Here is a 14,717-nt window from a genome sequence, read left to right on the forward strand (position 1 = left end):
TAAAGAGCGGGCCAAAACCGGTCAACGCGTCGCCGATGAAACGGCCGTTTCACTCGATGAATCGGCACGAAGGCCAGAGCCGCCACCCGACAGCCCCGACCTTCTGCAAATCAAGTCGCATTGCGAAGCCCCGATTTCGGGGCGGCGCGCTAGAAACGGATCTTCAGCCCGGCATTGACGCCGTTCTCGCTGCCGCCGTCGGAAAACTGGCCGACATAGTTGACGTAGAGATTGGCGTTTTCGGCCAGGTTGAAATTCAGCCCCGCATTGACGATGGCCGCGTTCTCGTTGATCGGCGTGCCCTCGATGGAAAACGGCGCGCTTCCGGCAATCGCCATGGCCATCTCCGGCGTGATGTCGCCGAAGGCGTGACGCCAGCCGATCTGGCCGTTGACGCTCGCGGTCCGCTCGCCGATCGCGAAGGTCTTCGAGGCGCGAACACCAAGATCCATATAGGTGACGTTCATGTCGCCGTCGCCAGCCGAAAGCGCCGCCATGCTGCCGTTGTCGGTAAAGCCGTCGGTTTCGGCATGAACCTGGGCGAGGCCGAGATAGGGCTCGAACACGCCGCCGGCAAAGTCGATCCGATAGGCGGCCTCGGCGAAGACCTGGCTGACGGAGCCGTCATAGCTCGCCGTCAGATTGTCCGAAAGCGAACCGAAATCGATCGTGCGCCTGGCATCGGTCTCGTTGAAGGCATAGGCGCCGCCGAAGGTCAACCGGAAGGCATCGACGCTGGCCGCGCCATAGACGCCGATCAGATAGCTGTCGGTGTCGGCGGAAGCGCCCTGGCCATCGAGGCTGAAGCTCGAACGGCCATAGCCCGCCATCGCGCCAAGCGTGAAGGCGTCCGAAAGCGCGGCGTCGCCGCCGAAGTAGAAGCCGCCGGTGTTACGGTCGAGTGTTGCGACATCATTGCCGTCGAGCGAGCCATGCGCGCCATAGGCGTGGCTCCAGACCGAGAACTGGCCTTCGGTCCCCGTTCCAGCGCCTGTGCCCGTTTCTGCGGCTGCGCCGCCGGAAAAGCGTGCGGTAACGGCGTCGCGGAAGAAGTGACTGTCTTCCGCCAGTGCAGCGGTGACGGAGGGATAGAGTTCGCCGGAAAGCTGGTTGAAGGCATAATCGGCGGTACCCGCATCAAGGCCGACGATCGAGTCGTAGAGCCCGCCGCCGCCGAGACCGTCAATGGCCGCGGCCACGGCCTTGCGGTTCTGAGTCGTGCCGACAAAGGCGTAGGGCGTATCGTTGCGCTCGGTCGAAAGCACGAGCTGGCCGCTGGCCGCGTCGAAGCTTGGCGTCAGGAAGGCCATGTTGGTGGTAACGCTGTCGAAGGCGCCGGTCACGCCGCCATCGGCGATGAGCACCGCATAGCGGGCGCCTGCCTGGTAATTGCCATTGGCGGCAACCGTCGCCATTGTGCCGCCATTGATCGTGGCCGTGCCGGAGGCGATGACCTTGTCGGCATTGCCCTCGGCATCGACCTCGACGATGAAGTTCGAGCCCTGCTCGAAGGTGACATCGCCCTGGACGGTGAGCATGCCGATCGAGTTGCCGGGCGAAAGCGTGCCGCCGCCCGCAACACGCAGGCTGCCGAGCGTTCCGTTGCCGCCGAGCAGGCCGCCGTCATTGATAGTCGTCAGGCCGGAGGCCGCAATCGAACCGTTGACGAACAGCGCGCCGCCATTGACGAAGGTCTCGCCTGAATAGGCGTGGACGCCGGTCAGGTTCAGCGCGCCGCCGCCGGTCTTTGTCAGGCCGCCCGAACCCGCGATCGCGCCGGCAAAGGCCGTCGTGCTGCCATCCGCGCCGACGGTCAGTATGGCGCTGCCGGTATCGACGGAGCCCGCACCCGTCAGCCCGCCAATGGTTTCGTCATCGCCAAGCGCAAGCCGGGCATTTTCGGCGATTGCCACCGTGCCGTAATCCGGCAATGCCGCGCCGCCGAGCGCGCCAAGCGTGCCGCTTTCGATGAAGGTGCCGCCGGCATAGGTGTTTGCGCCGGCGAGCACCAGCGCGCCGTCGCCTGCCTTGGTCAGCGCGCCTTCGCCCGAGATCGTCCCCAGCGCCGTGACATTTGCCGCGGCGTCGGAGACGTGGAGCGTGCCGCCGACGCCTTCCAGGACGACGTTTCGGTCGAGCGTCGGCATCGCCGTGCCCGCAATCGCGAGCGTGCCGTTGTTTAGGCGAAGATCGGCGTCGGCATTGCCGAGCGCCAGGTCCTCAGCGACGATGATCGTGCCGCCATCGGTGATCAGCGTTTCGCCGATGAAGGCATGATCGTCAATGCAGTAGGCCGCGATCGCATCCTGCAGCCATGCCTCGTCGCTTTCGCAGTCGAGCTTGGTTTTCAGCACGTCGACCGGGAGATCGGTGAAGATCGGATTACCGTCATCATCGGAAATCTGGCCGATGGTCATATCGGTGCGCATATTGTTGCGGGTGAGATGGAAGACGCCGCCATCTTCCGCGAACGTGTTGGCGTCCGCGCTCCAGATCAGGGTCTTCTTGCTCGCGTCGCCTTCATAGGCCTCCAGCACGGGACCGACCCAGCGGATTTCGTGGGCGACCAGTTCGTGGTCGGAAAGCGCCTTGCCATCGTCGTTGACCGCGATGCCGTTCAGGACGCCGAGATAGTCGTCGTCGGGGGCGTCCACCACGGTCCACCACTTGCCATAGGGGCGGGAGGCCAGGAAGTGGTCGATCTTTCCATGGGCCCAGCCGGGCGAGGTGATATTGCCTTCGTCATATTCCGTGCCCGGCCAGGTGACGCTGCCGTCGCCATGGCTATGCGGCGCGTAGCCTTCCCGCGTGGAGGCCGAGTTGAGCGCGATGAACCGCTTCTTCAGAATGTTCATCGTCACCGGCTGGTTGCTTGCGGTCGGGTAGGTTTCATCCTCGAGCACGAGACCGTTGGAGGCCATGTCCTTCTGGATGATGACCGCCCACTGTTCCCAGCTCATGTCGGAGATCTTCGAAATTCCGGGGAATTCTTCCGGGTGGGCGTCGAAATAGGCCTGCAGCACATTGCGATAGTGCTTGGCATTGTTGGGATCGGTGGCGCGCATCGCGTCGATATAGGCCTGCGCCTGATCTTCCCTGCCTTCCGGCGCATATTCGAGAACGAGATCGCGCCAGAGCTGCGACGGCGCCGCGTCGTAAATGACGCGGGTATAGAGATAGGCCTGCTGCAGGGCGGAACTCAGACCGCGCTCGGAAACGTCGCCGGCATTCAGATCGCCCATCAGGATAACCGGGTTGTTGTGATCCAGAACCCAGTTATTGACCTGTTTCGCTTCGCTGATCCGGTAGGTCTCCGGCTCGTTGCGCCAGTCGAAATGCGCGGAGGCATAGGTCGTCTGCGGTAGACCCTCGCTTGCATCCGCCGTCACATAGGCGAACTGCCCGGAGAAGTAATTGCCCCAGTGGTGGGAGCCGCCTTCACCGGCAAAGCGCGTCACGACGCCATCCTCGCCATCGCGGTAACCCGCGGCATTCGACCAGCCCTGGCCGGACAGCATCTCCGGTATCGTATCCATATAGGTGCACTGGCTGGCGTAGTAGCACAGCTCCTGAAGGCCGATGACATCGTAGTCACCCGCTTCGAGGAACGCCTTCATCGAGGCGTCATCTCCGGAAAACAACTCGCGGTAGGTGTTGAAAGTCAAAATCCGAACAGTATCCTTGGCGTCATCCGCAGCATGGCCAGCGATCGGCATTGCAACCGAGCCGGCGAGAGCCGCGCCGCACAAGAGGCGGCGGACGCGACGGGCATGGCTGGTACGGCTTCGTGTCGAGGACACGGAATGTAACTTTATTGACATTTTTGACCTACAGAAGTTGGAAAAGGTGGGTGAACTCCGCTGTAGGTCGATATCAACACAACTTTATGTAGGTAATATTACATTTATTAACCCTGCCGAATCTGTGGCAACATGAGGCGCTCGCGGGTGGCGGCCGGCGCGGTCAGGCCACGAGCAGCCGCTTGAGGAAGGGGTTTTCCAGCAATTGTTCGCTCTCGATACGGTTGTGGGCCACCATGCCGCTTACGCCGAACGCGCCCTTTCGCAGAAGGTCGATCAGGCTTGCGGCGTAGGCGGCGGCGACCGAGGTCATGGCGTTGAACGACTGATGCCGGTCGGAGCGGAAGCGCAGCGACAGCGATCGTTCAGCGGGACGGTTGCGATGCGTGCTGCGCGCCGTCAGGAACAGAAGGAGTTCATCCTCGTCGATGACGGGCAGTCCGTTCATCAGCAGGGATCGCAGCATATCGCGGCGGGTTTTCAGCCCCAGATCGTCCAGAAGAAAGCGCATATAGTCGAGATGGCCGGGATAGCGCAGGGTCTTGAAGGTGACGTTCCGCACCCCGGCCTCCAGATAGGGCGTTAGGTCGGACAGGCCGCGCGCGGTGGTGAAGCACTCATAGGCCGTTCCGTCGAGAATGACCTTTTCCAGATGCTCCAGTGGTTTCAGGAACACCGCCTTGCCGTCCTGCACGGCTTCGCAGGCCCGGGTATATTCCTCGATCATCGCGTCGATGTCCCAGATCTGGCCGTAGCCCAGCCGGTTTGTGGGGTAGCGCGGCAGCGATCCGACCCGGATCGTCAGATCGCTGATTGTCCGGCCGGGCTCCATCAGCCCCGAGGCGATGTTGTCCACCAGCCCCGGCGCCACGCCGGCGCCCGAAAGCACGACGCGGGTTCGGGCAAGCTGTTGCAGCAGGGAAAGATTTTCCGGCCGGATCGGGGAGAAGTCCAGAAAATGCGCGTTCGAAGCGCCTGCAAGCTCGGCAATGCCGGATGAAGCCCAGTCGGGGGCGGCGGCAACGATCAGATCGCTGCCGCGCGCCTCGGCGGGCATTTTCTCATTTTGGCGCTGGCGCAGCGCCTTCACCGGAAGGCCGAGCGACGCAAACGCGTCGAGCGCCTCCTCGGAAGGGTCGATGATCGTGACGTCGATGTCTGAGGTAAGACACAGCGTTGCCGCAAGCGCCGAACCGACCTTGCCCGCGCCGAAGATCGCAATCTTGAACCTGTCCATGATCTACCCCCTGAAGCGGGAAACGAAGGCCTGAAGCCTCGGATTTTGCGGATTGAGGATCACCTGGTCGGGCGAGCCGGTTTCCGCGATCACGCCCTGGTCCAGGAACAGGACCCGGCTCGAGACATCGGCGGCAAAGGCCATTTCATGGGTCACGATCGCCATGGTCATGCCGTCCTCGGCGAGCTTGCGGATAACGGCGAGAACCTCGCCCACGAGTTCGGGATCAAGCGCGCTGGTCACCTCGTCGAGCAGCAGAACCTCCGGCTCCATCGCCAGCGCGCGGGCAATCGCGACGCGCTGTTTCTGGCCGCCGGAGAGATGATTGGGGTAGGCAGCGTGTTTTTCGGCGAGACCGACCTGGCCGAGAAGTTCCATTGCGTGGGCGATGGCCTCCTTCTTCGGCTTGCGGCAGACGATCACCGGCCCTTCGATCACGTTTTCGAGCACCGTCTTGTGCGGAAACAAATTGAAATGCTGGAACACCATGCCGACATGGCGGCGAAGCGTGCCGATGCCGATCTTGTCGCCGGCATCGCGGAAACTGGTTCCCACGTCGCGTCCGCGAAAGCGGATCGTGCCGCCGGTGGGCGTCTCCATGACGTTGAGGCAGCGGATGAAGGTGGACTTGCCGGACCCCGAGGGCCCAATCAGGGCAACCACCTCGCCGCGCGTCAATGTCAGGTCGATCCCTTTCAGGACCTCGTGAATGCCGTAGCTTTTCTGAAGGCCGGCAGCTTCGAGAACCGGCGCGCCGGTCTGGCTTTGCTGTGTCATATTCATCTTCCTTCCCTCAGTCGCTGACCCTGAGCCGTTTTTCAAACCAGTCCGCGGCCTGCATCAGAGGCAGCAGCACGACGATGTAGAGCACGGCCATGACCGTGTAGGATTCCAGCGGCCGGTAGGTCTGGCCGTTCACCACCGCGGCCATATAGGCGAGGTCGGCAACCGAAATGACGGAGACGAGCGAGGTGTTCTTGAACTGGATGACCGACTGGTTGATGAAGGACGGCAGCACCCGTTTCAGCGCCTGCGGCAGAATGATCCGGCGCATCGATTGGAACGGGCTCATGCCGATCGCGGCCGCCGCCTCGCGCTGGCCCTTATCGATCGACACGATCCCGCCGCGGAAGATTTCCGCGTAAAAGGCGCCGACATAGAGTGACAGGGTCAGCATGGCGGCGAACCGGTTGTCGATGTTGACGCCGATCAGGAGCGGGAAGGCGTAGTAGAACCACAGCAGTTGCACTAGGAGCGGGCTGCAGCGGAAGATTTCCTGATAGATTCGCCCGATCCAGTTGAACACCCTAAACCGCGACAGCCGCGCCGCGCAGGTGATAAAGCCGAGGATCACTCCGAAAAAGATCGATCCGAACGTGTAGACAATGCTGATCCCGAGCCCGTAGAGGAACAGGTCGCGATACTGCCATACCGAATGAAAGTCCCAGTTATACTGCATCATCTTGCTCCCTGGCTGTCATGTCGATGCCTTGTCAGGGCCAATCTTCGCCCGGAACACTGCTCCTGATGCCGTTTCTCGTTCATTTCGGTTCCCCTCGTTATGGTGAAGCCCGGCCCCTCTCGAGATAAGGAGCCGGCGTCTGTCGCCGGCGCGCTGACCGGCATTCCTGTTAGCCGTTGCCGCGCGCCGGGCAATTGTCCTTGCGCAAATCCGGACCGAAACGGGCGGATTTCCGTCGGGTTGCCGCGATGTCTCAGCGCGCGCCGAGCACGCCGGAGGCCGCCGACGTGTAGCGGTTCAGGATGCCGGCGAGGCGCTCGCGGTTGGCGTCGGAGACCGGTACCATGGGCAGCCGCATTTCCGGACCCGAAAGGTTGTTCAGCGCCAGCGCCGCCTTGACCGGGCCGGGATTGCTTTCGACGAACATGCCATCGGTGAGTTCCGCCACCAGATCGTGCAGCGCAAGCGCGTGGGCGGTATTGCCCTCATGCCAGGCCCTGACCATCGCCACCATCGTGTCCGGCGCGACATTGGCGACGACGGAGGTGACCCCGACCGCGCCGAGCGACAGGAACGGCAATGTCAGCCCGTCATCGCCCGAATGCACGATCAGCTCGTCGCCGCAGGCGCGGCGCAGCTCGCTGACCCGGGCGGCGGAGCCGCCGGCCTCCTTGATGGAGAAGATATTGGCGTGCTTGCGCATCAGCGTCGCGCAGGTTTCCGGCGCGATCTCGACGCCGCAGCGGCCGGGCACCGAGTAGAGCATGACGGGCAGCGCGGTCGCCCCGGCCACGGCGCCGTAATGGGCGATGAGGCCCGCCTGGGTCGGCTTGTTGTAATAGGGTGTGACGACCAGCACGGCGTCGGCGCCGGCCGCTTCGGCGCGGCGGATCTTCTCAACCGCCTTCTTGGTGTCGTTGGCGCCAGCGCCCGCCATGACCAGCGCGCGGCCCTTGGTTTTCTCGACCGTGCGGGCGATCAGTTGATCGGCCTCGTCATCGGAAAGGGTCGCGGCCTCGCCGGTGGTGCCGACGGGCACGAGACCGGCGACGCCGGCGGCGATCTGCCGCTCCACAAGCGCATCGAAGGCGACAAAATCGATCGATCCATCGCGAAACGGGGTCACGAGGGCGGTGAAAACGCCGGTAAAGCGGCTCCTGAGTTTGTTCATGTTGTTCTCCTCTGATTGGAATATCACCGGGCGGCGAGGCTGTCGGCGAGTGAATAGCGGCGGGGTTCGCGATGACCGGAGCTCAGCCACTGGGCTGCGGCGATGGCGCCCTCGGCATAGGCCGAAAGCGTGTGGACCTGATAGGTGAAACGGGCCTCCGCCGAACCGAGATCGAAGCTGACGGCGTTGATGCCCACCGTGTCGCCCTCGCGGAATACGGTGATCGGCGTCTTTGCGGCGGCAAAGCCCATGACGGCGGTTCTCGCCTCCTCGATCTGTCCGGCCAGCAGTCTGGACGTTCCCGAAGGCTCGGCCTTCTTGCGGACGTGATAGGTCTCGCTCACGCGCGGCTCGCCTTCCGGCATCATCCGGGCAAAGCCGAGAACGTTCAGGCGAAAGGCCTCGAAGCCGCGGGCGAAATTCGCGCTGATCAGCATAGGCCGGTGGGCGCAGCAGGCCGACAGGCGGGCATCGTCCTCGGCGGAGAACCCGGTCGTGCCGATGACCACGGGTATGCTCTTGACGCCGATGGCGTCCTGAAGCGCCATGCTGGCTTGCGGGGTCGAAAAATCGATGATGACGTCGCAATGGCTCTTCATCGCCGCGTCGGCGGGGCGATATTCGATGCTGCTGCCGGCGACGGGCTTGCCGACAAGCCTTGACCCCGGCGACACCAGCGCCGCCGCAAGCTCAAGGCCGGGATTGGAGACGATCAGCTCCACGAGACTGGTTCCGACACGGCCCGAAGCGCCGAGAATTCCGATACGCATTGTACTCTCCTTAGTCGATCACGACCTTCTGTTCCGACATTTCCCGGATGGCGACGCGCACGCCCTCGCGGCCGAGGCCGGAACGCTTGATGCCGCCGAAGGGCACATGCTCGGCGCGGAAATCCGGCCCCTCATTGATCATCACGCCGCCAACGGCGAGGTTGCGGGAAAACATACGGATCAGGGCATGGTCGTTGGTAAAGACGCCCGCCTGCAGCCCGTATTCCCCGGCATTGACCTCCGCGATCGCCGCGCCGGCGTCGGAAAAGCGGCGGATCGCGATCACGGGGCCGAAGGTCTCCTCGGCAATGACCGGAGCATTGGCGGCGACATCGGTGAGAACGGTCGGTGCGAAAACGGTGCCATCATGATTGCCGCCGGCAAGCAGCCGGCCCTCGCCGGCGCTGACCGTCGCCGCGATCCTTTCGGCGACCATGCGAGCCGCAGGCAGGTCGATCACGGTGCCCATGTCGGTGTCGTCACGCGCAGGGTCTCCGAATTCCACCCCGTCCACGGCGGCCATCAGCCTGTCGGTGAAAGGCTTTTCGATATCGGCGTGGAGATAGAGCTTCTTGACGGCGGCGCAGCTCTGGCCGGCGATCTCGAAACGGTGGCCGATCGTGGTGGCGACGGCACGGTCGAGGTCAGCATCGGGCAGGACGAACAATGGGTCGTTGCCGCCAAGCTCCATCAGGCAGCGCACCAGACCGCTGGCGTTTTTGAGCGCCAGCCCGGCCGCCGGTCCGCCCGTGAACGAAAGCAGGTCTATCGGCGCGCGGGCAAGGGCAAGGGCCGCCTCCGCCCCACCATTGACGACCTGGAACAGGTCGTCCGGCCAGCCCGCCTTGCGCGCCAGCTCGCAAAGCCTGTTGGCGGCAAGCGGCGCCTTCGGCGAGGGCTTGGCGACCACGGCATTGCCGGCGGCGATCGCCGGGCCGAGCTTGTGGCACAGCAGATTGACCGGATAGTTGAAGGGCGTGATCGCCCCGACAACGCCGACGGGCTCATAGGTGACGGTCGCAAGCCGGTCGGCGCCACCCTCGACGACGGCGCAATGCAGGGCCTCACCGTCAAGGAAGGTGGCTGCGTCGCCGGCAAGCTTCAGCGTGTTCTGGGCGCGGCGGATTTCGTTGCGGGCCTCCCGGATTGTCTTGCCCATTTCCGATGATACGATCCGCGCCAGATTTTCGGCATCGGCGGCCATTTCGGCGGCAAGCGCGTTCAGCAGCGCGCGGCGCGTGGCCGGGGTCGAGAAACGGAAGGCGCGGGCGGCGGCCTTGGCGTTGATCACGGCGGCGTCGATCTCCACCGGCGTGTTCACGCAAAGCTCGCCCACCGGCGCGCCGGAAAACGGGTTGCGGATGGAAATCGTTTCTGTTTGCGGCAGGATCGCCGCCTGTGCCTGTGCCATAGATGCCTCACTGGTCTTTCGGTTCAATTGGGGAGGAAGCCGCGGTGATCATCGCGTCGATCGGGACCGGGCGGATCGGCCATCGCCTGCCGGCCAGATTTTTGGCCGCGGGGACGGTCTGGTCCGGTCTGAGCTCGGCCATGAATGCTGCCGTATTGTGGGCGCAGAACCGCCCCTGGCACGCGCCCATGGCGAAGCGGCCATTGTGCTTGATCTCGCGCTCCGAGGGCGCATCGACGCCGAGCACGAGCCGCTTCAGATCGCCCGCGGTCTTGCCCTCGCAGCGGCAGAGGATCGTGTCATCGGGCAGCGCCGCGAACGGGGAGGCGCCTGATACCGGTGCGAAGATCCGGTCGAGCACCGCCTGCGCCGCGCGCATGTGCGCCAGCATTGCTTCGGGCCTTGGCGCATGTCCGGACAGCGCGGCAATCACCTGGCCCGCGGCCTTGCGCCCATCGGCTTCGGCGGCGCTGCTGCCCAGCGCCTCGCGCCCGTCGCCGGCATGGAGGATCAGGGGGTGGCTTGGGGAAGGCTGACCCTCCGGCGGCAATGCGAAATCATTGGGCCGGATACCGTCATGCAGGCCTACGCGATCGACGATGATTTCCCGGGTGCGGCCATTCCGATCGGCAAGCGTGACGGCGAAGCCGTCGTCGGTTCGACGGATATCGCGCACCGTTGTCGCCTGCAGAACCGGTATCCGCCGCGTGAGCAGCGTCGTCATGTAGCCGAGGGATTCCATCAGCAATTGGGGAAACCGGAAAAGCTGAAAGCCGGCGGCAACCGCCCTGAAGGGCGCGCCCGCTTCGACGACCGCCACCGGCGGATTGCCAAGCCGCGTCATCTGGGCCGCGACGGCGAGAAGGAGCGGGCCGTTGCCCGCGAGCAGGACGCGGCCCTGCGGCGGCCGTCCGGTTTCCTTCATCATCACCTGCAGGCCGCCGGCGGTGGAAACGCCGGGCAGGTGCCAGCCGGGACGCGGCAGAATTTTCTCGACCGCCCCGGTTGCGATGATCACCGCCTGCGGCCGGCGCGCTTCGATATGCCCTGTCCGGCGGTTTTCGGTGACCACCCAGCCGTCGCCGTCGACCGCGATGAAGACCTGTTCATGGTGGATCGGGATGTTTTCAGCGGCCTGTCTCAGCCGCGCAAAACGCGCCTTGGCCGCGCGCGGCTGCGGGATCGGGGTGACGCCGTCGATGGGCTGGCGGAAGATCGCGCCGCCGATCGTCGGGCGTTGTTCGATGATCTCGACCGAAACACTGGCGCGCTTCAGCGTGGCGGCGGCCGCGAGCCCTGCCGGACCGGCGCCGATGATCAGCACTTCAACCACGGGCTCAGACATAACCGCCCTCCATGCTTTCCACCTGCATGCCTTCGCGAGCAGGGGTCAGGCAGGTTTCGCGCGCGATCCCGTCGACCCGCGCGACACAGCCCTGGCAAGCGCCGATGCCGCAGAAATAGCGGGTCGGCTGGCCGAGCCCGTCGGCGCCGAACTGCGTCACGCCTTCGGCGGCAAGGGCGGCGGCGATGGTTTCGCCCGGGCGGAAGACGATTTCGCGCCCCATGAAGAAGAATGTCCCCCGGCTCATGCCGCCACCTCGCAGATGCCGAAGCGGGCGGGATCGAACGGGCTGATATCGATCGACGGGCGCTCTCCGGTGACAAGTTCGGCGATCGTCCTGCCGGTGACCGGGCCAAGGCAGATGCCATCACCTTCAAAGCCGGTGGCGATGAAGCCGTTTTCTATGCCGGGCAGCCTGCCAATCAGCGGCAATCCGTCGGAAACGGCGGTGCGCGCGCCGGCGAAGGCCCTGAGAAGTCGAAGCCGCGCGAGCCCCGGCACCAGCGCGACGGCATCGCTCAGGATGCGGGACACCGCCTCGAGATCGTTGACCTTGCGGTCGCCAAAGGCTTCGCGCGTGCCGCCGATCAGGAATTGCCCCGTCTCCAGCGGGTCGATGACAAGCCCAAACCCGCGTCCGGGCGGGGCGGCGTCGCTGGTGCCGGAACGCTTGGAAAGCAGATAGCGGCCCGACATGATCGCGCCGGGCATGGATGCGTTGAGGGCGACGGCGCGTTCGGTCACGAGCAATTGCCCCTTGCGCGGAATGAGGCCGGCGCCGACATTGACCAGACGCTCGGAACCGGAGCCGGCGCAGATGATGACAGCGTCGGCGGCAAGAAACCCGTTGTCGGTTTCAACGCCCTCGACCCGTTCGCCATTGCCGGCAAGCCGCAGGCGGCTGGCGCGGGTATTGCGGTGGACGGCGATGCCGGCGGCTCCGATCAGCCGGTGAACGATCCGGTAGCCGATCGCGTGTCCCTCCGCATGAACTTCGACGGCAAGGGACGCGCTTTCGGAAAGCGCCGGAAAGCGCCGGCGCAAGGCGCAGCTGTTGAGGTCCTCCACGCTCACGCCGGCGGACGAAAGGGCTGCTGCATGCGCCTCCAGCACCGTGCATTCTTCCGCGCTGGAGGCAATGATGAAGGTCGAGCGCTGCTTGAACAGGCCGGCGAACAGTCCGTCTTCGGCAAGCCTGCGGTAAAGCGCAATGCCTTCCAGGGCCGTCGTCATCATCGGGCCGGGACGCTTGCTGGCCGCGGAGACCGCGCCATCGGCAGCACCGGTCGCTTCCGCCGCCGGCGCGCTGCTGTCGATCAGCGTGACGCGGACGCCCTTTTTCGCCAGAAAATAGGCGGTCGCCGCGCCGACGATGCCGGAACCGATAACGATGGCGGATGGTGAGGAGCGGGCATGCATTTGGTTTGACCGGTATGATGACGTTCGATATCGGTCATATTGACGGCTGTCGGCTTCGGGCGTCGATACAAGAGAATGGCCTTCAAAGGTCATGTTTTTTGTATCAGGTTAGCGGCCGGCCACCCCTTAAAAGAGAAGAAAGGGGATTTTCGCGATGGCAAAGATCAGTCTTACGCTGGTGCAGACCTTCTATCATGTGGCGCGCAACGGCTCGTTCTCGGCGGCGGCGCGCGAGCTGAACCTGTCCTATCAGTCCGCCGCCAACCATGTGCGCCGGCTCGAGCAGATTTTGAAAAGCAGGCTGATCGAATCCGAGCAGGGGGCCAAGCGCATCACGCTCACGCCGCGCGGGCGCGCGCTGTACAATCTGCTCCATCCCGAACTCGACATCATGCTGGAACGGCTGACGACGCTGATCGAGAACCAGCGCTCCGCGCTCCGGGTGGGCATGCCGCAGGCGATCTTCTTCTATCTGTTTCCCAAGGTTCTGGCCCGCTTCCGCGAGGCTTTTCCGGAGATGGAGTTTTCCGTCTACGAGCGCGATACGGTGCTGGCCGAACTGGTGAAGAATGGCAGCCTCGATGTCTGCATCTCGGAACGCTATTTCGGCGATCCCGTCGTACCGCAGCGCATGCTCGGAAGCTACCGGCTTTCGCTGGTTTTCCCGCGTGCCTGGGGCGATGTTCCGGCGCAGGAGGATATTCCGGACTGGGCCGCGGACAAGCCGTTCGTGACCTATGAACCCGGGCAGACGCTGCGCAATGTCTCGGTCGATTTTCTCGGCCGTGGCGGCAGGGCCGTTCACCCCGCGATTTCGACGTCGGGCAGTTCCAGCGTGAAGCTGTGCGTCGAGGAGGGGCTCGGCTTTTCCATCATTCCCTCATGGTGCGTGGCCTCCGATGACGAGAAGGTCGCCTCGCTCCGCCTCACCAGCCTGCCGGAAATCCGGGTCTATTTCGGCAGTGCCGGCTTCCTGCAAACCCACCCCATGGTCCAGCAGCTTTACGAGGATTGCCAGCGCGAACTGGTGGGGCCGGTTCTGGACCCGCCGAGCGGCGATATCCTGCCGCCTCTATGACCCGACATACAAAAAAGCGCACAAGCGCCGTCTTTTCTCTAGCATTGTCTCGATCGGCTGAGCCGCTAGCCTGTTCCCGACGTGACCGATGGGGGTTGCGGTTCGAAAAAAACGATCAATCCGGGGAATTATGGAGATCTCTCAATGAATTTGTTTGCCAAGATCTGTGGCGTGACGGCGGTGGCGCTTTCGCTGTTCTCAGCCGCCGCCAGCGCCGACACGGTCAGTGATATTCGCGAGCGCGGCACGCTGCGTATTCCGGCGATCCTGAACGAAGTGCCCTATTTCAACAAGGACCCGCGCACGGGCGAATGGACCGGCTTCGTCATCGATATGGCGTCGGATATCGCCAAGACGCTCGATGTCGAGCTTGAAGTTGTGGAATCGAGCTGGTCCAACGCCATTCTGGATGTCCAGAGCGGCAAGGTCGACATGGCCTTCGCCGTGACTGCAACGCCGGTGCGCGCGCTGTCGGTTTCGTTTTCCGACCCGACCTATTACAACAGTTTCGTGCTGATCTCCGCCGATGAAACGCTGGAAGGCAAGAGCTGGAACGAACTCAACGACCCGCAATACACCTTCGCCGTGGATCTCGGCTCCGCGCAGGATCTGATGGCGCAGCAATATCTGCCCAAGGCCAACATTCTGCGCTTCAAGACCCGCGACGAGGCGATCGTCGCCGTCACCACCGGCAAGGCGCAGGGGCTGATCAACACCATGCTCAACGGGCTGGTGATCTCCAAGAAGGCCGCCAATGTGGGCAGCGTCAAGGTGCCGACCCCGGTTCTGTCCACCCCTTCGGTGATTGCCGTGAACTACGGCTCGGACGAGACCTTCAAGAGCTTCGTATCCGCCTGGGCCGAATATAACCGCCGCATCGGCAACAACCAGACCTGGATCCTGAAGAGCCTGGAGCCGTTCGGCATCTCGCTGACGGACATGCCTCCCGGCTTCGGCTTCGGCGGCTGATCGGGACCACGGATTGCCGTCCATTTCAGCAGATGGAAAGACGCCCGGCGCGTGT

General features: G+C 64.0%; 12 protein-coding genes. 2 read left to right on the plus strand and 10 right to left on the minus strand.

Translation table 11 applies throughout. From position 1 onward, the window contains the following. Positions 1 to 149 precede the first annotated feature (149 nt). The 10 genes from Mame_RS24215 to Mame_RS24260 all read right to left on the minus strand — a co-directional run bounded on the left by Mame_RS24215 (position 150) and on the right by Mame_RS24260 (position 12,615). A complete protein-coding gene (locus tag Mame_RS24215; protein ID WP_162141096.1) occupies positions 150 to 3,665 on the minus strand; it encodes an autotransporter domain-containing protein in 3,516 nt (1,171 codons plus the stop codon). Positions 3,666 to 3,963: 298 nt separating this feature from the next. After that, positions 3,964 to 5,037: a saccharopine dehydrogenase family protein gene (locus Mame_RS24220; RefSeq protein WP_018066808.1), complete on the minus strand. Its 1,074-nt coding sequence runs from the start codon at positions 5,035 to 5,037 to the stop codon at positions 3,964 to 3,966. Between the two features lie 3 nt (positions 5,038 to 5,040). Further along, positions 5,041 to 5,820, minus strand: a complete 780-nt coding sequence (locus Mame_RS24225) for an amino acid ABC transporter ATP-binding protein (RefSeq protein ID WP_018066809.1) — start codon at positions 5,818 to 5,820, stop codon at positions 5,041 to 5,043. A gap of 10 nt (positions 5,821 to 5,830) precedes the next feature. Next, positions 5,831 to 6,496 (minus strand): amino acid ABC transporter permease, encoded by a 666-nt coding sequence (locus Mame_RS24230; protein ID WP_018066810.1) that lies wholly within the window; start codon positions 6,494 to 6,496, stop codon positions 5,831 to 5,833. Positions 6,497 to 6,752: 256 nt separating this feature from the next. Next, positions 6,753 to 7,670: a 4-hydroxy-tetrahydrodipicolinate synthase gene (dapA, locus tag Mame_RS24235; RefSeq protein WP_018066811.1), complete on the minus strand. Its 918-nt coding sequence runs from the start codon at positions 7,668 to 7,670 to the stop codon at positions 6,753 to 6,755. 23 nt (positions 7,671 to 7,693) lie between these two features. After that, complete coding sequence (locus tag Mame_RS24240; RefSeq protein WP_018066812.1) at positions 7,694 to 8,440, minus strand: 4-hydroxy-tetrahydrodipicolinate reductase; 747 nt, start codon at positions 8,438 to 8,440, stop codon at positions 7,694 to 7,696. A 10-nt stretch (positions 8,441 to 8,450) separates the two neighbouring features. Beyond that, on the minus strand, positions 8,451 to 9,851 hold the full coding sequence (locus tag Mame_RS24245) for an aldehyde dehydrogenase family protein (protein ID WP_018066813.1): 1,401 nt from the start codon (positions 9,849 to 9,851) through the stop codon (positions 8,451 to 8,453). A 7-nt stretch (positions 9,852 to 9,858) separates the two neighbouring features. Beyond that, positions 9,859 to 11,196, minus strand: a complete 1,338-nt coding sequence (locus tag Mame_RS24250) for an FAD-dependent oxidoreductase (protein WP_018066814.1) — start codon at positions 11,194 to 11,196, stop codon at positions 9,859 to 9,861. After that, the gene (locus Mame_RS24255) at positions 11,189 to 11,443 is read right to left on the minus strand and encodes a 2Fe-2S iron-sulfur cluster-binding protein (RefSeq protein WP_026173829.1); all 255 of its coding nucleotides are present in this window, start codon (positions 11,441 to 11,443) and stop codon (positions 11,189 to 11,191) included. The genes Mame_RS24250 and Mame_RS24255 overlap by 8 nt, the downstream gene beginning before the upstream one ends. Continuing rightward, positions 11,440 to 12,615 (minus strand): NAD(P)/FAD-dependent oxidoreductase, encoded by a 1,176-nt coding sequence (locus Mame_RS24260; protein ID WP_018066816.1) that lies wholly within the window; start codon positions 12,613 to 12,615, stop codon positions 11,440 to 11,442. Before Mame_RS24260 ends, Mame_RS24255 begins: the two co-directional genes overlap by 4 nt. A 154-nt stretch (positions 12,616 to 12,769) precedes the next feature. Here Mame_RS24260 and Mame_RS24265 point away from each other — a divergent pair, with 154 nt between their 5' ends. Both Mame_RS24265 and Mame_RS24270 read left to right on the plus strand, forming a co-directional pair. Further along, on the plus strand, positions 12,770 to 13,693 hold the full coding sequence (locus tag Mame_RS24265; RefSeq protein ID WP_018066817.1) for a LysR family transcriptional regulator: 924 nt from the start codon (positions 12,770 to 12,772) through the stop codon (positions 13,691 to 13,693). Between the two features lie 144 nt (positions 13,694 to 13,837). After that, a complete protein-coding gene (locus Mame_RS24270) occupies positions 13,838 to 14,662 on the plus strand; it encodes a transporter substrate-binding domain-containing protein (RefSeq protein WP_018066818.1) in 825 nt (274 codons plus the stop codon). The last annotated feature ends 55 nt before the right edge of the window (positions 14,663 to 14,717 follow it).

It is taken from the genome of Martelella mediterranea DSM 17316 (assembly GCF_002043005.1).
Lineage (GTDB): Bacteria > Pseudomonadota > Alphaproteobacteria > Rhizobiales > Rhizobiaceae > Martelella > Martelella mediterranea.